This window comes from Caloramator proteoclasticus DSM 10124 (assembly GCF_900129265.1).
In the GTDB taxonomy this organism is placed as follows: domain Bacteria; phylum Bacillota; class Clostridia; order Clostridiales; family Caloramatoraceae; genus Thermobrachium; species Thermobrachium proteoclasticum.
The window spans coordinates 17,618-37,892 of the sequence record NZ_FQVG01000024.1 but is presented as its reverse complement, the minus strand read 5'-3'; the positions used below and the strand labels follow the sequence as shown (position 1 = coordinate 37,892).

Sequence of the window (20,275 nt, the reverse complement as noted above, 5' to 3'; positions counted from 1 at the left end):
ATAAGGCTTAAACTAATGAAAATAGCCTCAAGAATAGTAAGAAGTAGTCGCTACATAATATTTAAGCTTTGCAGTAGCTACGCATATAAAAATGATTTTTATGAGATTGTAGCAAATATTCACAAGTTAGAATGAAATTCTTTTATTATTGTTCTTTGATAAGTTCAAAAAGTAAAATTTTATACTATAGGTGAAATCTATTCTTCTTTAATGTAAATATCTGTAATTTATGAAAATTTTATTCATATAACAATTATACTAAGATTTCTTATAAATATTTTTCAGTTTAATTTTTGGTTGGTGAATAATTCAGGTTTAATAATGAAGATAAAGAAATTCCATTTTAATATGATGGGGGATGATTATCATTAAAAGGGTAAACTATAGGAAATTAAAAAGAGATTTGTTAGACTATGTTGGACCATCTGGAATATGGCCACTTATAGGAAGTGTTGATAGTGCAGATGAAGAAGAACTTTTAGAGATTGCAGAAGAGCTTGGATATGATGTGTCAGATTATATTTTAGAGGATGAAGATTTTGACGAAGATGAGATAGAGTGGTGAAAAACAGCCTTACAAAAGGCTCAGGCTGTTGAAAAAATTATATATTGATTAGCCCCATGAAGGATTTCTTGGGCATTCGTTCATTTTGCTAAGCAATTCTAAGCTTTTCTTTGTTTGAAAAAGTCCTACCCTCGCGATGCCATCGTCCTGATGGCCGCTCGGCTCGGCACGTCCTGTGCCGAATTACGGACTTTTTCAAAGTCGAAAAGCAATAATTGCTAAAGCTCATGAAATAGCCTATTGAAATCCTTTCATGGGGCTTTTTCATACTTTAGCTAACAAGTAGGTTTGTCAACAATCTGATCCTTACAAAAGGCTGTTTTTATGTTTATGTATATAAGTAAATATTATTATTTGATGTTGAAGTAACAAAAGGGATTAGAATAAGATAAATGCAATGTGTAACAGCCTTTTAAAATAAGTATCTTATAGAAAAATGAGCAAAATAAGGTAAAACATCTTGAGATGTGAAAAATGCTTGTTATATGAGTAAATGAAATAGATATACTAATTGCAATTAATATTAGGATGAATATTTAAAAAGGGAAAGATGATAAAATGTAGAATATATAAATTATGAAAAATACATATAGAAAGGAATTAAAGATGCCACAGTTTATATACAATGGAGAAGTATTTGAATATAAGATGATAAAAAAGAAGAAAAAGACAATAACAATTAAAATAACAAGAGAGGGGGAGGTAGTTGTAACCTCTCCTATATATGTAGATGATAGGTATATTTTAAATCTTGTTGAAGGTAAAGCAGAATGGATTGTACAAAAACTGAAGGAAATAGAAAGGATAAAAAAAGATACAGGAAGTATAGAATATAAAAATGGAAGTAGAATAGAATATCTTGGAACAAAACTTATCCTATGTATTTCTGAGGATAATGTGGATAAGTTAAAGATTTATAAGGAAGAGGATAAACTATATATTAAATTACCAAAGGCAAAAGAGAGTTTTTTCACAGAAGAAATGTTAAAAAAAGAGATTATAAAATGGTTAAAGGAACAGGCTAAAGTTGTACTTGAACAAAGAGTTGAGTTTTTTAGTCAAAAATATAACCTTGTTCCTAATAGAGTAGTGATAAAAGAGCAAAAAACAATATGGGGAAGCTGTTCGAGCAAGGGTAATATAAACCTTAATTGGAGGCTTATACTGGTTCCACTTGATGTGCTTGATTATGTTGTAGTACACGAACTTTGTCACCTTAAGCATCACAGCCATTCTAAAAAGTTTTGGGACTTGGTTAAAGAAATTATGCCTGATTTTGAAAAGAAAAAGATGTGGCTTAAGGAGAATGGGGGGAGGCTTTTTAGTTATTAACCTGAAATCCATTAAAAATACTAAAGTTTAAATAAATCTAAACGGAATTGGATGAGTTATTAATATATAACTATTATATATAAAATGTAAGGTGTAATATTTAATATTTTTTTCTTATATACAAAAATAAATTTTGTAGCCGTTGCTACAGAATTTATTTTTTATTTATGCTATTTTCAAAATAATAAAAAAATTATAAGGGGGTTTGTTTATGGTTAAGCTTATTGGTATTTTAATTATCATCATTGGTTTTATTTTAAAATTAGACACTATAGCTGTAGTTGTCTTTGCAGGAATTATAACTGGACTTGTTGCAGGAATGTCATTTAATGAAATTATGAAGACTTTAGGTAGTGCCTTTGTTACAAATCGTTATATGTCAATATTTATAATTACTCTACCTGTAATAGGTTTATTAGAAAGATATGGATTGAGGGAGAGGGCAGCATATTTAATAAGCAAGATAAAGTCAGCTACAATAGGAAGATTAACATCACTTTACTTAATTATTAGAACATTATCAGCTATGTTTGGATTAAGAATAGGTGGACACGTTCAATTCATCAGACCTTTAATACTTCCAATGGCACAGGGTGCAGGTGAAAGTCGTTATGGTGAAATGCAGGACAAAGATAAAGAAACAATAAAAGGTCTTGCAGGAGCTGTTGAAAACTATGGTAATTTCTTTGGACAAAACTTTTTTGTTGCATCTGGTGGCGTACTCTTAGTAGTTGGAGTTATGAAGGAATTAGGTTACAAGATAGAAGCAATTGATGCAGCAAAGGCAGCATTACCTATTGCATTAATAATAATGGTAGTTGGTACTTTACAATTTTTATATTATGATAAGAAGTTCGATATGAAATATAGTTCAAAAATGAGAATAAAAAATGATATAACTAAAAATGTATAAATTGGGGGGATGAATATGTTAAAAGATACTTTAACTGAATTACTATATGTATTTTGTGGTATCATAGCATTTTATTCAGTTTATGTAACACTGAAGGATAAAAGCCATCCATCAAGAGTTCCAACAGCACTATTTTGGGGTATTTTAGGAGTAATATTTTCATTTAGTAGAATAGGAATGTTGTGGGGAAATAAAAATATTAAAATTGACGATACAGTGGTAGGATATTTGATAGTTTTACTTGCTGTTTTATCAGCTCTAAAATTAGTTAAGTATAATAAATTTAATGAATCAAGTAAAGAATTTAAGGCTGAAATGGCAAATAAAATTGGAAACAAGATTTTTATACCTGCCTTAGCTTTAGCAATAATAGCATTTATAGTTGCTCAATATTGGACAAAACAATTAGGATCATTAGTTGCATTAGGTATTGCAGCATTGGTAGCACTCATAATGGCTATGATTATAACAAAAGGTAGTACTAAAGAAGTAGCAGAGGATTCCAGAAGATTGTTAGAACTTGTTGGACCAGTTAGTATGTTACCACAAATATTAGCAGCTCTTGGATCAGTGTTTACAGCAGCTGGAGTTGGAACTGTAATTGCAGATGGTATTAAAGGATTTGTACCACAAGGAAATATTTTAGTTGGAGTTATAGCATATTGTGTAGGAATGGCTTTATTTACAATGATAATGGGAAATGCTTTTGCAGCTTTTGCAGTTATAACTGCTGGTATAGGTGTACCTTTCGTAATTGCTCAAGGTGCAAATCCAGTTATTGCTTCAATGTTAGGACTTACAGCGGGATATTGTGGAACATTAATGACACCAATGGCAGCAAACTTCAATATTGTGCCAACAGCAATTCTCGAGATTAAAGATAAAAAGTATGGTGTTATTAAATATCAAGTACCGGTTGCAATTACTATGCTAATAATTCATATTATATTAATGTATGTATGGGCATTTTAATATTAATTTCGATATGAGGTGATTATATGAAAGTTCTTATTACAGGATTTGAACCTTTTGGAGGAGATGTCATTAACCCATCTTATGAAGCAGTTAAGATGTTAGAAGATAACATTGATGGTGCTGAAGTAATAAAAGCAGCTATTCCTGTAGTTTTTAAAAAATCAATTATTGAACTGGAAAAACTTATTGAACTACATCAACCAGATATAGTGATATGTGTTGGGCAGGCAGGAGGAAGATATGATATAAGTATCGAAAGAGTTGCTATAAATGTAGATGATGCAAGGATACCAGATAATGAGGGGAATAAACCTATTGATGAAAAAATATTTGAGGACGGAGAAAATGCTTATTTTTCAAATCTTCCTATAAAAGCAATGGTTGAAGAAATAAGGAGAGCCAATATACCTGCATCTATTTCAAATACAGCTGGAACCTATGTGTGTAACCACATAATGTATGGTCTAATGTATATAATAAATAAAAAATATCCTCATATAAGAGGAGGATTTATACACGTTCCATTTTTGCCAGAACAGGTTATAACAAGAGCTAACACACCTTATATGAATTTAGATATGATTTCTAAGGCATTAATGTTAGCTATAAAGGCTGCCATAAATAATAAAGATGATAAAAAGAATTCTGAGGGGACAATATGTTAACAGAATATGGTCATATAACAAAATTATTTGTATATGGCAGCCTAATGGAAGGCATGTATAATTACAAAAAATATTTAGAAGGAAAAGTGATAAGTAAAAAGAATGTAAAAACAAAGGGCAAGTTATACCATCTTAAAAATAAGGGTTATCCTGCAATGATAGATGGGGATGATTATGTTTATGGTGAACTAATTGAAATAAATGATTTTGATAATGTATTAAAAGAATTAGATTTGTTGGAACAATATTTTGGTGAAGGCAATATAAATAATGAATATATAAGAAAGGTAATAGTTGTTGAAAATTTTGAAGAAAATAAAATAGATTATGCTTTTGCTTATATTTATAACGTAGATAATGATATTGATTTTTTTAAAAATGCCATTTATATCAAATATGGAAGTTGGAAAAATTTTTTAAAAGAGCTTAAATAGCTCTTTTTTTATATATAAATTTTTCTTTTAATTTAATATAATTAAATTAAATAATTTGTTGGGGTGGTGAATATGTATTCTGATTGGTTCGAACAAAAAAGACAAGATAAGATGAGGCAATTCTTTTTAAAATTAAGTAAAGAAGGAATTATAAAGAGCTATAATAAAAATGAAATTATAGATATAGAAAGTGGAGAATATGTAGTTATAGTAGTTGAGGGAATTTTATCGGTTGAAATTATAAGTTCAATGGGAAATGAAAAATTACTATATGTCTTAAGACCAGGAGAAATATATGGGGAAATGTCTTATTTTTGTGGAGGTAGATGCGTTACAATATTAAAAGCTAAAGAGAAGTCTAAAATTGCATTAGTAAAAAGAGATATTTTAGAGACAGTATTAGAAAATGAACCCGAAATTTATAGATATTTTATACATAGCATAACAAGAAAATTTCGTATTGTAATGCTCCAATTAACATCTGCTATTTTTAATGATTCAATAGGAAAAATTGCTGACACATTATTAAGGTTAGCTTCTTGTTCAGAAAAAAATCCCGATGAAGAAGTTTCTATTAGTGTGTCCTATACACATCAAGAGTTAGCAAATAATGTTGGATGTTCAAGAATAACTATTACAAGATGTCTTAATAGATTTATAAGTGAAGGAATAATTGATATTAAAAATAAGAGAATTATAATAAAAGATATTGATAAACTACAAAGTTATGTAGATAAAATAATTTAAAAGAACCCCAGTATGAAATTTATTACTGGGGCTCTTAAAATTTTTACACCCTAAACTTCCCTACAAGTTCATTCATATTTTGGCTCATATTGTTTAGAAGTTGAACAGATTCTGCAAGTGTCTCTGAGGATCTGCTCATTTCTTGAGTTGAAGCTGCAATTTCTTCAGAAGATGCTGAAACTTCTTCAGCGACAGCTGAGGCAGATTCAATCTTATTTATTATACTGTCCTTACTCTTGTTTAATTCCTCGATTGAATTAGTTGTTGTAACTATCTTAGGTGCTATTTCATCAACAGAAGTTGTAATTGATTTAAATGACTGTAGTGCAGTATATATCTTATCCATTTGATTTTCAAGTTCTTTCTTCATTACATCGGTTGTATTAACCATAGCATTTGTTTCATTATATACATCATAAACAAGGCTTGCAATATTTGAAGAGGAGTTTTTACTCTGTTCGGCAAGCTTTCTTATTTCATCTGCAACAACAGAGAAACCACGACCTGCTTCTCCAGCACGAGCAGCTTCAATAGCAGCATTTAAGGCAAGTAGGTTAGTCTGTTCAGCTATGTTGTTTATTAAAGTTGTAATTTCATTTATCTTTGAAACATTAGCCCCAACTTCCTGTATCTTTTCAGTTAGTTTATTAAAGGATTCATTTACGCTTTCAATAGATTGAATAGCATATTCCATATCGCTATTACTACTATCTGCCATTTGTTTTACATTGTTTGTGCTAACATATACATCCTTTATTAATTCTACAATTCCTTCAAGTTGAGTACTAAACTCAAAGATTATATTAGTAATATCTGATAAATCTTGAGCTTGGTTTATTGTACCCTGTGCAACATCATTTGTTGCAGATTCAATATTTTGGCTTGAGGCGTGTAGTTCTTCAGATATAGATGATAAATAATCAGTTTGCTTACCTATGCTGTCTGCACTCATCTTAATATCCTTAACAATGTTAAGAAGTGTATTTCTCATATGTTCAATTGATTTTGCTATTTTACCTATTTCATCAGCTCTTTCTAAAAGAACGCTTGGAGTTTCTTCAGTTAAGTTTCCTTGTGAAATTACCTCAAGCTTTTCAACAGCAGTTTCTATTGGTTTAGTAATTGATTTTGCAAGAAGCATAACAAGGAAAGAACCAAGTATTATAAATGCAACTGTTGTTAATGCTATTCCTACTTGAAGTGTTGTAAGTTCCTTTAATATTTCCTTCTTTTCAATCATAATACCAACAGACCAATTTGTTGATTTTATTGGGGCATATCCTACGTATTTACGAACTCCTTGATACACATATTCTCCAGCCCCTTTTTCTCCAGCTATCATCTTTTTAAATATATCTGCAAGTTCTTTAAGGCTCTTATCTTGTTTTGCTTTTTCAATGGCATTAAATTTATCAAGTACAAGTTGTCTATTGTTGTGAGCAATTATATTACCTGTTCTATCAATAATAAATGCTTGTCCGGACTTTCCAAACTTTATATCATTTGAATAATTACTTATCTCATTTCCATCTCTTGCAGCACTAATACAGCCTATAACTTGTCCCTTATCATTTTTTACAGGAACAGTATATAAAACAAGTATACTTCCATCAACTTTACTAATTATAGGGTCTGATATGTTGCTTATTCCCTTCATTGCCTTTTCAAAACTTTCTTGTCCAGCAATGCTGAAGGAATTACCATCTGTATCGGTTAAATTTCCCTTTGCGTCGACATAGCTCACACCAATGTAATTGTATTGAACCTTAGCCTTTGCAAGTATATTTAGTTTTTCATTTAGTGGTATTGTTTCGTCAGTAAATGTTTTATCACTTGCTATTGTTTCAAGGGATATAAGGTTTGCTTTAATTGCATTTTCCACAGATTCAGCAGCCTGCTGTGCAACCTCAGGAAGAGTCATATTTACTGTTTTAATTAATGAATTTTTTGATACAAACATTGAAACCAATGAAACACCAATAGATATTGTTACAATAAGTGTTGTAGATGTAAGTAGTAGTTTTTGCTTTAAACTTTTGAAATTTAATTTCTTCAAATACGTTCCCTCCTTAAATAGTGTGCAAACGATATTTTAGCATAAAAATTTTAAATAAACTATATTTTTTATTAAATTTATGTTAAGTAAATTTAAGGAAATGAATTTAAAAAAACAACATTCAACAGTAGGTTTATTTTTTCATATTATAAAACTGAAGTAGTTTTTTGAGGTAGAGGTATGAAAAATTTTATATGTCCTTTTGTATCTATTGAAGAATTTGAAAGATACAAAAATCAATTTAGAGTCTTTACAAGGGATGATGATAAAAAGGTATTTAATGCACAGATAATAGATTTTAAAAAGGGAGATGTCAATGGAGATGGTATAAAGGACAATGTATTTTTAATGGGCAATAAACCCTATGGAGATGAAAGTCCCTTTGTAGACAACATTACTTTAATTATCCAATGCGGAAAAACTCAGAGGTTTACAAGGGTTAGGTTAGAAAACGATGCAGGGTACAACCCAACTCTTTTTCTTGGCAATTTTACTAAGGATAAGGTAGAAGAGATATTGATTACAATAGATACAGGGGGAAGCGGAGGAACAATATACAGCTATGTTTATTCATTTTTAAATAGTGATTTAAAGAAGATGTTTGATTCAGATAGGTTTAATGATGAATACGAGTACAGTGTAATGTACAGGGATAATTATAGGGTAGATGTTATTAGCAAAACTTTAGGTTATAAGTACACATTAGATATACAGTATAAGGGGAGAGAATATTTATCTGAAATATACGATAAGAATGGTAAGTTAAAGGAGCCGATTGAGGGTTTTGTAAGACCACTTGGAGGACTTTACCCTATTGATTTTGAAAGAGATGGTATTTTAGAGCTTTACGCAGCTCAAGGGGTATCAGGAAGGTATGGGGCAGATGGATTGGGCTTTATTGAGACAGTGTTGAAGTGGGATGGAAAAGCATTTAAAGTTGATAGGCAATATGTGGCGATATTTGGGGAAGAGTATTGATAATAAAAATGGAGAGCATATGCTCTCCATTTATTTATCTTGAAAATCTTCTATTATTATTCATTCTTTCAGACTTTCTTGCTCTTCTACAATCTGGGCATCTTTGTGGTTCGTTTTCAAATCCCTTTTCTTTGTAGAAATTTTGTTCTCCTTCTGTGAAAATAAAATTCTTTCCACAATCTTTACATACTAAATTCTTATCCATTACCTATTCCTCCTAAGGAAAATATATTTTTTATTCAAAGAGTTCAAGATACTTTCCTTAGAGGAAATTATATTGACTTTTGAATATACATTAACTATAACACACTATTTAATATAACACAAGCATTATTTAATTATTTATAAAATATTTTTGAATTTGTACACCTCAAAAGAACTAAATGTTATAATCTATTGCATAGAATATTTAAAAAAAGGTTTGGGAGATGGAAAGATGGATTTAAAAACTACATTAAAAAGAATTTTTTTTATAGCATTAGGATGTTTAATATCAGCGGTAGGAATTAATGCCTTTATTATTCCCCACAAACTTTTAAGTGGTGGAGTATCAGGTATAGCAATATTACTACAATATATAACAAAGGTTCCGTCTGGAGTTTTTGTACTTCTTCTTAATATTCCAATTTTTCTTTATGGCAAAAAGGAAGTAGACAAGGAGTTTGCAGTATTAAGTATTATAGGAGTGGCATTTTTATCTTTATTCTTAACTCTAACAAAAGGAATAAGAGAATATATACACATTAATGATATTTTGTTATCCTGTATTTATGGAGGGGTATTAAATGGACTTGGTGTAGGAATTGCACTTAAAAACAAAGGTTCAATGGGAGGCACAGATATAATTGCAGTTGCCACAAAGAAAAGATTAGGTATAAATATATCAACTCTATCCTTTGGAATAAATATTTTTGTGGTTATGCTTGGAAGTTTATTAAGCTCAATTCAAACTGCTCTCTACACTTTAATATCTATGTATGTTTCATCAAAGATACTTGATAAAACATTAAAGGGAATAAACAATGAAAAAATGCTTTTGATAGTAACAGACAGAGTAAAAGAGGTTTCAGATTATATAATAAACGATATCCACAGAGGTATAACATATCTTTATGGAGAGGGTGCATATACAAACAATGAAAAAAAGGTTATATACTGCATAGTAACCTTAAATCAGCTTGAAAAGGTAAAGGCAAAAATACTTGAAATAGACAACAGAGCCTTTATAACAATCTTAGATGCAGCAGAAGTAAGGGGTAAAGGCTTTAAAGTGCCACCCATGTGAAATGTGACATTTTTTATTCAATGAATTGACTTATAGGGGAGGAGAGCTATGGACATAAAGGGGAGAAATATGGAGAGTATAAAAATTATAAATAGGGGTGAAATCCTAAAGATTTTATACAATAATGGGCAAATGTCAAGGAAGAAAATAGCAGAACTTATTGGATTAACGTCGGCTGCAATTACTGTTAATGTAAAGGAAATGATAGAAGAGGGTTTAATTGTGGAAACTGGTGAGGTTGAGGATACAAAAAGAGCAGGTAGAAAGGAAATAAATATAGATATAAACTATAAATACAAATATGTAATAGGGGTTTGTATTGAGCAGCCAGATATAATAATAACATTAGGAAGACTTAATTTGGATATAGTTGATGTATATAGAGTTCCTGTTCAAAAAGGTGTTGGGTATAGAAAAGTAATAGAAATTATAAAAGATGGCATAAGTATAATTTTAAATAGAAATTCAATAGAAAGAAAAGATATATTAGGTGTAGGTGTTGGAGTCATTGGAGAAGTTGATTCTACTTTAGGGGTTAGTAAAAATTCCTTTGGAATAATAGAAAAAAATGTACCTATAAAGGAAGAATTAGAAAAGAGACTTAATATGAAGGTGTATATTGATAATAATGTAAGGACACTTGCTTTGGGTGAAATATTATCTTCAAAGGATAACAGCAATAATGAGAGCCTACTATTTATAAAATATGGATTTGGAGTGGGTTCGGCTATAATAATAGATAATAAGATATATTCAGGTAACAATAACAAAGCTGGAGAAATAGGGCATACAATAGTTTATCCTGATGGTTTAGAGTGTAGATGTGGAAAACAAGGTTGTCTTGAAACAATAGCGTCAATGTGGGCCGTAGGTGATAGACTACAAAAAATATATAGTAAAGATAATACTCCAATTTTATATGAAATAACATCGGGAAATATTAATGATATAAACAAGGATACTGTGTTGATGGCATATGAATTAAAGGATGATTTAGTTGTAGAAATAGTTGATGAAGCCCTATATTATTTCTGCTTATCCCTTGAAAATTATATAAGTTTACTTGATCCAAGCAGAATAATCCTTTATGGTTCTATGTTTGAAAAGGACATAATAATAGAAAAGATAAAAAATATTTTTGTAGAGAAGATAAAGGATGATGCAGTAATAGAAAAACTGCAGAGAAGCCAAAATAATGGACAATTAGAAAAAATAGGGCCAATATCAATAGTTGTAGATAGATTTATATCTAATGGTGGGTATCTATAAAGTACCTACTTTTTTTATTAATTAAAATTTCAAGAAAATTGAGAATATTATTGAAGAGTATAGAAATATAATTTATAATAGAATTAATTAATTAACATAATTAATCAATTGGAGGGGTTGTTATGAAATACTTTTTAGACAGTGCAAAGATAGAGGAAATAAGATATGCCTATAAAAATTGGGGGATAGACGGTGTTACCACAAATCCAAGGCACATACAGGCAAGTGGAAAACCATTTTTAACAGTTATAAAGGAACTTGCAGAGGAATTTGAAGGCAAGGACTTCCCTATATCAGTTGAAATAAATCCGCATATTATAGATTCAAAGGAAATGATAGAGGAGGCTAAAGGGATTGCAAAATTTAGTAAAAACTTTGTTATAAAAATCCCTTGTACAGAACAAGGACTTATTGCAGCAAAGAGCCTTGAGGAGATGGGAATTAGAACAAACGTTACATTAGTCTTTACTCCATCACAGGCAATTCAAGCTGGAAGAATAGGTGCAAAATTTGTTTCTCCATTTATAGGTTGGAAGGAAAGTTCAGGCGAAGATACATTTCAGTATATTAAAGATATAGTGGATATTTATAGAAACTTCAATTTTAAAACAGAGATTATTGTTGCAGCAGTAAGAAATGGTAAACAAATAGTCGATGCAGCAAAGATGGGAGCAGATATAGTAACCTGTGGTTTTGCAGTCTATAAAGAAAGCTTCTATCACCCATTTACAGATTATGGATTAAACATATTTAAGGATGCTTGGGACAACACAGAAAAGGGGGAATAAGCTTGAGTATAGGTTTTATTGGGCTTGGTATAATGGGAGAGTCAATGAGTGAAAATCTAATTAAAAAGAGTGGACAAACAGTTTATGTATATGATGTTGATAAATCTAAAATTGAAAAGCTTGTAGACAAGGGTGCAAAAGCAGCACAAGGTATTGAGTATATAGCCAAAAACTGTGATGTAATTTTTTCTATGGTTCCAAAGAGTGAACACGTAAGAATGGTAGCAAAGGAACTTATTCCTCATTTAAGAGAAGGACAGATTTGGGTTGATATGAGCACAATCGAGCCAGATGTATCAATGGAGATTGCAAAGGAAGTACAAAACAAAGGGGCAGTTATGCTTGATGCACCGGTTGTAAAATCAAAGGCAGCTGCAATTTCAGGTACTTTAGGTATATATGTAGGCGGAGACAAAGAGGCTTATGAGCGGGTAAAACATTATCTTAGCTGTATGGGAAGTAATATTATATATCTTGGTAGCAATGGAATGGGGCTTAATATGAAAATAATTCACAATATGTTGGTTGCTCAGATACAAAATAGCGTAAATGAAATGTTTGTTTTTGCAAAGAGCCTTGGAATGAACTTAAATGATGTGGTTGATGCTATTTCCTATGGGGGTGGACAAAACTTTTATTTAGATACAAAGCATAAGGCGATTATAAATAAGGATTTTACAACAGCCTTTTCGGTTGCGAATATGCATAAGGACGTAAATATTGCCTTTAATATGATGAAGAATTTAGGTCTTAACCTAAAAGGATTTAATCTTGTAAAGGATATCTATGATAGGGCTGTAGAAAATTATTCTGATAAGGATTTTTCAGCAACTTATTTAATTGTATCAAATGAAGTGGGGGACGGTGAGGAAAATGAAGCATAATGTAAAAATAGGCGTTGTTTGTCTTGCAAGAAAAACCTTTGATTATAATGCAGCCTTTGAAATTTATAAAGGAAAGATGGAGGATTTAAAGAAAATAGAAAATGTTGAATGGTGTTTTATAGAGGATTTGGTTATAGAAATAGAGGATGCAAAAAATGCAGCACAGAGAATATCATCCTTTGGAGTAGATGGGCTTGTAATAATAAGTGGAACCTTCCATCTTGGACACTTAGCACTTATTTTAAATAAAGAAATAAGGAAACCTATCCTGCTTTGGGCATTCAATGAACTTCCATATAATGGAGGAAAAATAAGGCTAAATTCAGTTTGCGGTGTAAATTTAAATGCATCAAATTTATACAAGTCAGGATGCGACAATTTTATGTGTATAGTATCTGATACAATAGATAGTAAGTGGATAGATGCACTTAGGATGAAGAAATCTCTTGAAAGTGCACATATAGGGTTGGTAGGTTATAATGCCCACGGATTTTTTAACTTAGGAACAGAACCTCTTTCAACCTATAAAAATACAGGGGTTTTAGTAGATCACTATGAAATTGCTGATATGTATTCAAATAAGGTAGGTAAAGAAGAGCTTGAAGGTGCTATCGAAAACGTAAAGAATATATTTGACTGTTCATGTGTTACAGAGGAACAGGTTAAAAAGGTTGCATATCTTGTTGAGTCGGCAAAGAAGTTTATGAGTAACAATAGCTTAGATGCAATTGCTGTGAGGTGCTGGCCAGAGTTTGCAGCGACCTATGGAATTTCACCCTGTGCAGCAATGTCCATACTTCAAGATATGGGATATATAACAGCCTGTGAGGGAGATGTTGAAGCAGCACTTTCTATGTATGCAATAAAGGCGGCAGGAGGAGATAAACCCTTCTTAGCAGACCTTTCACAGGTGAACTTAGAAGAAGATTATGCACTTATGTGGCACTGTGGGGTGGCACCAGCAGGGCTTTGGGATGGAAAGAGTGTAAGAAGCCTTGATACATACTTTGCAGGAGGAAAGGGAGTAACAGCAGATTTTGTAATGAAGTCAGGTGAAATAACCATAATGCGTATAGATTCTGCAAGAGGTAAGACAAGGGTATTTGTAGAAAAAGGACAGGCTATTCCTATGGAGAAGGAACTTAAGGGAACATATGCAAAGGTTAAATTTGATAAACATATAAAGGATATTTTAAATACAGTTACATCAAAGGGAATAGCACACCACGTTGCAATGGTTTATGGAGATTATGTTGATGTATTTAAAAAGTTTGCTAATCTTCAAGGCTTTGAAGTTATAGAGTGAGGGGATAATATGTTATATGAGTTAAAGAATAAAAACGATTTTAATATATATAGTGTCTATGATAAAGAATTTAAGGAATATGGTAGAGTTTTAGAGGGGTATGATTTTAGCGAGGTTATTAGGTATATGGATGAAAAAACCTCCGTTCCAAGTGAAGGAAATATATACGTAGCCTCCTGTGAGGAGATGGAGGTTTTAAATATAAAGGATAAAATACAAGAGGGTGTATATGGTTTTATGGATATACAAATAGGTTACTGCAATGGAAATAACTCAAGGCTAAATGCCCTTGAATACCATAAGGGAAGCGAGGTAAACGTAGCAGTAACTGATTTGGTGCTATTTCTTTCAAGGGTTTTTGATATGGATGGGCTGAATTTAGACACACGCAATGTAAAGGCATTTTATCTACCAAAGGGTACGGCAGTAGAAATATATTCAACCACATTACACTTTGCACCCTGCAGGGTTAGTGACGATGGTTTTAAGTGTGTTGTAATTTTGCCAAAAGGAACAAACACACCAATAACAAAATTTGGAGAGGGGGTAGGAGAAGAGAGACTGCTTTTTATGAAAAATAAATGGATAATAGCACACGGGGATAGGCAGGATTTAATAAACAGGGGAGCCCACAGAGGGCTTGTTGGTATGAATTATGAATTAAAAATATAGTATTGTTAATGGAATAGGTTCAACATTCTGGACAGTACTACTTATTGTAACAGTAGTTGCACTTATATTAATTAAGTTTAGCTTAGACAGATGGAATAAGAAATATGCAGGTTATGTAAAGAATGTAACTGGAGAATCCGTTAAGGCATAATGTGGGGTGAATTTTATGACATTCAAGGTTCAGGAAAATAAAGAAGGATTTTTAATAGAGTATAATAGCAGAAACCTACTAACTCATACCTTCTCTAAACCTGCCTTTTATGTAGGATATGGTGAGGCAGAAATAGAGATGTATAGAGGAAATTTCAAAATACAAGATTATAAGATTTCAAGAGTACCACTAAAACATTTTAATATAAAAAAAGACAGTGAAAAGGTATATATAGATTTATATAGCAATGATGGTTACAGCTTAAGCCTATGTGTAAAAGAGATGGAAGATAGGCTCTACATTGAATTTGAAAGAAGCACAGGCACTATAAATAGATACTGGATTAGAATTGATGCCGATGAGGATGAAAAGGTTTACGGCTGTGGGGAACAGATGTCCTACTTTAACCTTAGGGGGAGAAACTTCCCCCTTTGGACATCAGAACCTGGGGTCGGACGAGATAAAAGCACATATATTACCTGGATGGCAGATGTAATGGGAAAGGCAGGAGGAGACTACTACAATACAAATTACCCTCAGCCAACGTTTGTTTCAACGAGGAAATACTACTGTCATCTTGAAAGCAGTGCATATATGGATTTTAATTTTAAAAATAAATATTATCACGAACTTGAAGTTTGGAGTATACCAAAATACATTATGTTTGAGACGGCAGAAACATTTATAGAATTGGTATCAAAAATAAGTAGTTTCTTTGGAAGACAGCCCCTTTTACCAGAATGGGTTTATAATGGACTAATTTTAGGAGTTCAAGGAGGAACAGATAGGGCCTTAGAAAAAATGAATAAAGCGTTAGAAAAGGGAGTCAAGTTAAGCGGGCTTTGGTGTCAGGACTGGCAGGGAAGAAAAATAACCTCCTTTGGAAAGAGATTATTCTGGAACTGGAAATGGAACCCTCAAATGTATCCTGAATTGGATAAGAAGATATGGGAACTTAAGGACAAGGGCATAAGATTTTTAGGATATATAAATCCATATTTAATAAAAGAAGGAGACCTTTATAAAGAAGCATATGAAAAGGGATATTTGGCAACAAAACTAAACGGTGAGGACTATCTTGTGGATTTTGGAGAGTTTTATTGTGGAATAGTTGATTTTACAAATCCTGAGGCCTTCGAATGGTATAAGGGCGTGATAAAGAAGAACCTTATTGAATTTGGATTAGATGGCTGGATGGCGGATTTTGGTGAATACCTCCCAACTGATTGTAAACTATACAATGGAGTATCTGCTGAGATTATGCATAATGTTTGGCCAACAATATGGGCAAGGTGCAACTACGAGGCACTTAAGGAAACAGGTAAATTAGGTGAAATTCTATTCTTTATGAGGGCTGGTTTTACAGGTGTTCAAAGATACTGCACATTACTTTGGGCAGGAGACCAAAGCGTAGATTTTTCTATTCACGATGGACTTGTATCTGTAATACCAGGTGCACTATCAAGCGGAATGATGGGAAATGGTCTGCATCATAGTGATATAGGTGGATATACATCATTATTTGGCCTTAAAAGAACAAAGGAACTTTTCTTAAGATGGGCCGAGATGGCAGCCTTTACTCCTGTTATGAGAACCCACGAAGGCAACAGACCAGATGAAAACTTCCAAGTTTATGATGATGACGGTGCATTAGAGCATTTAGCACTTATGACAAGTGTATATGTAAAGCTTTCACCATACCTAAAGGATTTAGTAAAACAAAATACAGAAGAGGGAATACCAGTTCAAAGGCCACTATTTATGCACTATGAGGATGATAAAAATACCTATGATATTCAATACCAATATATGTATGGAAAAGATATATTAGTTGCACCTGTATATAAAGAAGGAGTGAGCAGATGGAGTGTATATTTGCCCCAAGATGAGTGGATACATATGCCAACAGGACAAGAGTTTAGGGGTGGATACGTTGAAGTGGATGTTCCCTTTGGAAAACCAGCTGTATTTTATAGAAGGTCTTCAGAGTATAGAGATTTATTTGAAGAAGTAACAAAACTATTTAAAGAGATGGTTAAGGATGATTATGGCAGCTAAACTTATACTTTTATTTATAATCATACTAATAAGCAATACAATTCAAGGAATTACAGGGTTTGCAGGTACTATACTTGCAATGCCCTTTTCCATTTTATTAATAGGCATTGATAATTCAAAGCAGATATTAAACCTTTTAGGTATGCTTGCATCGATATGGATAGTTGCAAGGGCCTATAAAGACATATGCTGGGGAGAATTTTTAAAGATAATTGTTCTTATGCTAATAGGTCTTTTTATTGGTATGAAAATATATTCAATGTACAGTCCGACTATTCTTTTAAAGATTTTAGGTATATTTATACTATTTGTTTCGCTTAGGGGTGTTTTACAAAAGAACAAAACCCAAATTAAAAGCAAAATAGTATTATCGGCAATACTTTTACTTGCAGGGATAATACACGGAATGTTTGTTGTTGGAGGTCCCCTTGTTGTTATATATGCAACATACAAATTAAAGGATAAAGCAACCTTTAGAGCAACGTTATCTTTAGTTTGGATTATATTAAATGGACTAATATTAATAAAAGGAATTACATCAGGACAGTTTAATAGAGATGTTATGGGATTTTTAATACCAAGCATAATGGCACTTGGGTTTGGTATGACCTTAGGAGAAGTGCTTTATAAAAAAATGGATCAAAATGTTTTTATGAGGATAACATATATTCTTCTATTTATATCAGGATTAAGCATATTAATTAAATAAGACATTTAAGTAAAGACGGTAATTAATGGGTTACCGTCTTTTAATTTTATAAGTAGGAGAATGAAACTTTAGATTGTTTCACTTGTAAAATCAAAATTTTATATGGGTCTAATTATGTAAGTACATTTAAACAGATTAATTTTGTGGCCAATAGAAAACGTTTTAGGAGGGGGATTATGGAAAAAGATTTTAAAAGGAAGTTGATGTATGGTTGTGGGGATATATTTGGTGGAGGAGCATTTTTATTAATAAGCCTTTTATTTTTAAACTATTTAACAGATGTTGAACTCATAAATCCAGCCCTTGCAGGAATTATAATGCTTATAGGAAAGATTTGGGATGCAGTATCTGATCCACTTATGGGTGTTTTATCAGACAGAACAAAATCTAAGTATGGCAGAAGAAGAGTATACTTTTTATTTGGTTCACTTCCTATCTTCATAAGTTTTTCTCTGATGTGGTATTCCTTTGGAATAAATAAAAACTACCTCTTTGCTTATTATCTATTTGTGTATCTACTTTTTAATACTGCCTTTACAATGGTTATGATACCATACAACTCAATTCTTCCAGAAATGGTTAAGGACTATCAAGAAAGAACCTCATACACAGGAGTAAGGCTTATTTTTTCAATTACCTCAGCAATACTTGCAGGAGTTGTTCCTAAAATAATAGTAAATAGCTTTGGTACAAGTGTTAAAACAGGTTATATGGTTATGGGTATAGCCTTTGCAGTGCTTTATTCACTTCCTTGGTTTATTGTATTTAAAGGAACTTATGAGGAAAAAGAACACCTTGTTAGTAATGAAAACCCTTTTAAGGAGCTTATGCAGGTTTTTAGAAATAGATCCTTTAGAATATATTCTGGTATATTCATAAGCTGCCAAACTGCAGTTGATTTCCTAACGACATTGTTTATATATTACCTAACAAGCTGTATCAAAAGACCAAGTGAATTTCCGATTGTACTTGGAACTCTCTTAGTAACTCAACTAATTGTTATGCCAATAAATATAAACACTCAAAAAAATAGTTGCAATATAATATTGAGCGTGGTATAATTAAGAAAATGAATGTGGTCTTTAAATCAGTCCCGTGAGGCTGGTAAGATGTTAGGAGTACGTAGGAATACTATATATATAAGTGCGTTCAAAACTTCTTACCAGCAAGGTAAGAAGTTTTTTTATGTCTAAAAACTTTTAAATCAGTCCTGAGAGGCTGAAAAAGGAGGAGGTTTTATAATGGCGCAAGAAATTTTAGCAAAGGAATTAAGAGTTCAAGAGGTATCAACTTGGGAAAAGGTAAAGAGGGTTATCCTTGCAATTCAACACTTAATTGCAATGTTTGGAGCAACTGTGTTGGTTCCAATTCTAACGGGGCTTGACCCATCAGTTGCAATCTTCTCAGCAGGTCTTGGAACAATGATTTTCCACTTCTGCACAAAGAAAAAGGTACCAGTTTTCTTAGGTTCATCCTTCGCATTTATTCCAGGAATACTTGCAGTAAAACAAGCATATAATGGAGACTTAAGATATGCACAAGGTGGAATAGTAGTAGCAGGTTTAATATATGTACTTGTATCCTTCCTTGTTGAAAAGATAGGAGTTGAAAAAATAAGAAGGGTACTTCCTGCACAGGTTGTAGGACCAATGATAATGGTAATAGGTTTAAACTTAGTTCCAGTTGCATATGGCAGTGCAAAGACAAATTATACAGTATCAATAATTACGCTTTTAACTGCAGTATCAGTTACAGTTTTAGGTAAAGGACTTATAAAGCAATTATCAATAATAATAGGTGTAACTGTTGGGTATATCCTATCAGTAGGATTAGGAATAGTTGATACAGCAGCAGTTAAAACATCACCACTTTTCGCAGTGCCAAACTTCACTCTTCCAAAGTTTGATATAGCAGCAATTGCAATAATAGCACCAGTTGTACTTGCAGTGTTTATGGAACACATAGGAGATATAACAACAAATGGTGAAGTTGTAGGACAGGATTTTATAAAGGATCCAGGACTTAATAGAACACTTCTTGGAGACGGACTTGCAACAATGGTGGCAGGGCTAATTGGTGGGCCTGCAAACACAACATACGGAGAAAATACAGGTGTACTTGCAATAACTAAAAACTATGACCCATCAATTTTAAGAATGACAGCAGCCTTTGCAATGGTATTAGGGTTTGTAGGAAAGGTTGGAGGATTTTTAAAGACTATACCTGTACCAGTTATGGGCGGAATAAGCTTTATGCTATACTCAATGATAGCCCTAATTGGAGTTCAAACTATAAAGAATAGCAAGGTTGAGTTTAATGTGAAGAATATAATAGTTATGGCAACAGTTTTAGTCTTAGGACTTATGCCAACATATACAGGAATAAATGTAGGAATTCCAGTAACAAAAACAGTAAGTATATCAGGATTAAGCTTTGCAGCAATAGTAGGTGTTGTTGTAAATGCAGTGTTAAATAGAAGATAATAATG

At 32.0% G+C, this 20,275-nt stretch carries 21 protein-coding genes; 19 read left to right on the top strand and 2 right to left on the bottom strand.

All coding sequences use genetic code 11. The features are described 5' to 3' along the window. The 8 genes from BUB63_RS13355 to BUB63_RS06975 all read left to right on the top strand — a co-directional run. On the top strand, positions 1–135 hold a 135-nt coding region (locus BUB63_RS13355), incomplete at its 5' end, for a transposase (RefSeq protein WP_143290251.1). 223 nt (positions 136–358) lie between these two features. Continuing rightward, positions 359–565, top strand: a complete 207-nt coding sequence (locus BUB63_RS07005) for a hypothetical protein (RefSeq protein WP_027309183.1) — start codon at positions 359–361, stop codon at positions 563–565. Positions 566–1,141: 576 nt separating this feature from the next. Further along, positions 1,142–1,897 carry a M48 family metallopeptidase gene (locus tag BUB63_RS07000; protein ID WP_084106593.1) on the top strand — a complete coding sequence of 252 codons (756 nt, stop codon included), beginning with the start codon at positions 1,142–1,144 and terminating at the stop codon, positions 1,895–1,897. A 211-nt stretch (positions 1,898–2,108) separates the two neighbouring features. Further along, positions 2,109–2,810: a DUF969 domain-containing protein gene (locus BUB63_RS06995; RefSeq protein WP_073248712.1), complete on the top strand. Its 702-nt coding sequence runs from the start codon at positions 2,109–2,111 to the stop codon at positions 2,808–2,810. Between the two features lie 9 nt (positions 2,811–2,819). Further along, positions 2,820–3,782, top strand: coding sequence for a DUF979 domain-containing protein (locus tag BUB63_RS06990; protein ID WP_200790188.1), 963 nt, complete (start codon positions 2,820–2,822; stop codon positions 3,780–3,782). Between the two features lie 26 nt (positions 3,783–3,808). After that, positions 3,809–4,450, top strand: a complete 642-nt coding sequence (gene pcp / locus BUB63_RS06985; protein ID WP_027309187.1) for a pyroglutamyl-peptidase I — start codon at positions 3,809–3,811, stop codon at positions 4,448–4,450. Further along, positions 4,444–4,884: a gamma-glutamylcyclotransferase family protein gene (locus BUB63_RS06980; RefSeq protein ID WP_073248708.1), complete on the top strand. Its 441-nt coding sequence runs from the start codon at positions 4,444–4,446 to the stop codon at positions 4,882–4,884. The genes pcp and BUB63_RS06980 overlap by 7 nt, the downstream gene beginning before the upstream one ends. A gap of 72 nt (positions 4,885–4,956) precedes the next feature. Next, positions 4,957–5,631 carry a Crp/Fnr family transcriptional regulator gene (locus BUB63_RS06975; RefSeq protein ID WP_073248706.1) on the top strand — a complete coding sequence of 225 codons (675 nt, stop codon included), beginning with the start codon at positions 4,957–4,959 and terminating at the stop codon, positions 5,629–5,631. Between the two features lie 43 nt (positions 5,632–5,674). On the opposite strand, the gene BUB63_RS06970 is transcribed toward BUB63_RS06975, so the two are convergent. After that, on the bottom strand, positions 5,675–7,687 hold the full coding sequence (locus tag BUB63_RS06970) for a methyl-accepting chemotaxis protein (protein WP_073248704.1): 2,013 nt from the start codon (positions 7,685–7,687) through the stop codon (positions 5,675–5,677). Between the two features lie 180 nt (positions 7,688–7,867). Between BUB63_RS06970 and BUB63_RS06965 the strand changes: the two genes are divergently transcribed. Beyond that, the gene (locus tag BUB63_RS06965; protein ID WP_242947352.1) at positions 7,868–8,665 is read left to right on the top strand and encodes a VCBS repeat-containing protein; all 798 of its coding nucleotides are present in this window, start codon (positions 7,868–7,870) and stop codon (positions 8,663–8,665) included. 34 nt (positions 8,666–8,699) lie between these two features. On the opposite strand, the gene BUB63_RS06960 is transcribed toward BUB63_RS06965, so the two are convergent. Then, positions 8,700–8,870, bottom strand: coding sequence for a zinc-ribbon domain-containing protein (locus BUB63_RS06960; RefSeq protein ID WP_027309191.1), 171 nt, complete (start codon positions 8,868–8,870; stop codon positions 8,700–8,702). A 231-nt stretch (positions 8,871–9,101) separates the two neighbouring features. On the opposite strand from BUB63_RS06960, the gene BUB63_RS06955 reads away from it, so the two are divergent. From BUB63_RS06955 to BUB63_RS06910, 10 genes are all read left to right on the top strand, one after another. Next, positions 9,102–9,950: a YitT family protein gene (locus tag BUB63_RS06955; RefSeq protein ID WP_073248702.1), complete on the top strand. Its 849-nt coding sequence runs from the start codon at positions 9,102–9,104 to the stop codon at positions 9,948–9,950. Positions 9,951–9,998: 48 nt separating this feature from the next. Next, complete coding sequence (locus BUB63_RS06950) at positions 9,999–11,219, top strand: ROK family transcriptional regulator (RefSeq protein WP_073248700.1); 1,221 nt, start codon at positions 9,999–10,001, stop codon at positions 11,217–11,219. A gap of 122 nt (positions 11,220–11,341) precedes the next feature. Then, positions 11,342–12,007, top strand: a complete 666-nt coding sequence (locus tag BUB63_RS06945) for a transaldolase family protein (protein ID WP_027309107.1) — start codon at positions 11,342–11,344, stop codon at positions 12,005–12,007. Between the two features lie 2 nt (positions 12,008–12,009). Continuing rightward, positions 12,010–12,891 (top strand): NAD(P)-dependent oxidoreductase, encoded by an 882-nt coding sequence (locus BUB63_RS06940; protein WP_027309108.1) that lies wholly within the window; start codon positions 12,010–12,012, stop codon positions 12,889–12,891. Beyond that, positions 12,881–14,197, top strand: a complete 1,317-nt coding sequence (locus BUB63_RS06935) for an L-fucose/L-arabinose isomerase family protein (RefSeq protein WP_073248698.1) — start codon at positions 12,881–12,883, stop codon at positions 14,195–14,197. The genes BUB63_RS06940 and BUB63_RS06935 overlap by 11 nt, the downstream gene beginning before the upstream one ends. Before the next feature lie 9 nt (positions 14,198–14,206). Further along, positions 14,207–14,869 (top strand): DUF4867 family protein, encoded by a 663-nt coding sequence (locus tag BUB63_RS06930; protein ID WP_073248696.1) that lies wholly within the window; start codon positions 14,207–14,209, stop codon positions 14,867–14,869. Between the two features lie 166 nt (positions 14,870–15,035). Then, positions 15,036–17,078, top strand: a complete 2,043-nt coding sequence (locus tag BUB63_RS06925) for an alpha-glucosidase (RefSeq protein ID WP_073248694.1) — start codon at positions 15,036–15,038, stop codon at positions 17,076–17,078. Further along, positions 17,068–17,787, top strand: coding sequence for a sulfite exporter TauE/SafE family protein (locus BUB63_RS06920; RefSeq protein ID WP_073248714.1), 720 nt, complete (start codon positions 17,068–17,070; stop codon positions 17,785–17,787). The genes BUB63_RS06925 and BUB63_RS06920 overlap by 11 nt, the downstream gene beginning before the upstream one ends. A gap of 176 nt (positions 17,788–17,963) precedes the next feature. Then, positions 17,964–18,848: an MFS transporter gene (locus BUB63_RS06915; protein ID WP_073248692.1), complete on the top strand. Its 885-nt coding sequence runs from the start codon at positions 17,964–17,966 to the stop codon at positions 18,846–18,848. A gap of 180 nt (positions 18,849–19,028) precedes the next feature. Further along, positions 19,029–20,270: a uracil-xanthine permease family protein gene (locus tag BUB63_RS06910; protein ID WP_073248689.1), complete on the top strand. Its 1,242-nt coding sequence runs from the start codon at positions 19,029–19,031 to the stop codon at positions 20,268–20,270. Positions 20,271–20,275: the final 5 nt, after the last annotated feature.

What these genes read in the sequence shown, in the direction of transcription:
- BUB63_RS07005 (WP_027309183.1), top strand. Translation starts at nt 359, where the DNA reads ATGATTATCATTAAAAGGGTAAACTATAGGAAATTAAAAAGAGATTTG.
- BUB63_RS07000 (WP_084106593.1), top strand. Translation starts at nt 1,142, where the DNA reads ATGAAAAATACATATAGAAAGGAATTAAAGATGCCACAGTTTATATAC.
- BUB63_RS06995 (WP_073248712.1), top strand. Translation starts at nt 2,109, where the DNA reads ATGGTTAAGCTTATTGGTATTTTAATTATCATCATTGGTTTTATTTTA.
- BUB63_RS06990 (WP_200790188.1), top strand. Translation starts at nt 2,820, where the DNA reads ATGAATATGTTAAAAGATACTTTAACTGAATTACTATATGTATTTTGT.
- pcp (WP_027309187.1), top strand. Translation starts at nt 3,809, where the DNA reads ATGAAAGTTCTTATTACAGGATTTGAACCTTTTGGAGGAGATGTCATT.
- BUB63_RS06980 (WP_073248708.1), top strand. Translation starts at nt 4,444, where the DNA reads ATGTTAACAGAATATGGTCATATAACAAAATTATTTGTATATGGCAGC.
- BUB63_RS06975 (WP_073248706.1), top strand. Translation starts at nt 4,957, where the DNA reads ATGTATTCTGATTGGTTCGAACAAAAAAGACAAGATAAGATGAGGCAA.
- BUB63_RS06965 (WP_242947352.1), top strand. Translation starts at nt 7,868, where the DNA reads ATGAAAAATTTTATATGTCCTTTTGTATCTATTGAAGAATTTGAAAGA.
- BUB63_RS06960 (WP_027309191.1), bottom strand. Translation starts at nt 8,870, where the DNA reads ATGGATAAGAATTTAGTATGTAAAGATTGTGGAAAGAATTTTATTTTC.
- BUB63_RS06955 (WP_073248702.1), top strand. Translation starts at nt 9,102, where the DNA reads ATGGATTTAAAAACTACATTAAAAAGAATTTTTTTTATAGCATTAGGA.
- BUB63_RS06950 (WP_073248700.1), top strand. Translation starts at nt 9,999, where the DNA reads ATGGACATAAAGGGGAGAAATATGGAGAGTATAAAAATTATAAATAGG.
- BUB63_RS06945 (WP_027309107.1), top strand. Translation starts at nt 11,342, where the DNA reads ATGAAATACTTTTTAGACAGTGCAAAGATAGAGGAAATAAGATATGCC.
- BUB63_RS06935 (WP_073248698.1), top strand. Translation starts at nt 12,881, where the DNA reads ATGAAGCATAATGTAAAAATAGGCGTTGTTTGTCTTGCAAGAAAAACC.
- BUB63_RS06930 (WP_073248696.1), top strand. Translation starts at nt 14,207, where the DNA reads ATGTTATATGAGTTAAAGAATAAAAACGATTTTAATATATATAGTGTC.
- BUB63_RS06925 (WP_073248694.1), top strand. Translation starts at nt 15,036, where the DNA reads ATGACATTCAAGGTTCAGGAAAATAAAGAAGGATTTTTAATAGAGTAT.
- BUB63_RS06920 (WP_073248714.1), top strand. Translation starts at nt 17,068, where the DNA reads ATGGCAGCTAAACTTATACTTTTATTTATAATCATACTAATAAGCAAT.
- BUB63_RS06915 (WP_073248692.1), top strand. Translation starts at nt 17,964, where the DNA reads ATGGAAAAAGATTTTAAAAGGAAGTTGATGTATGGTTGTGGGGATATA.
- BUB63_RS06910 (WP_073248689.1), top strand. Translation starts at nt 19,029, where the DNA reads ATGGCGCAAGAAATTTTAGCAAAGGAATTAAGAGTTCAAGAGGTATCA.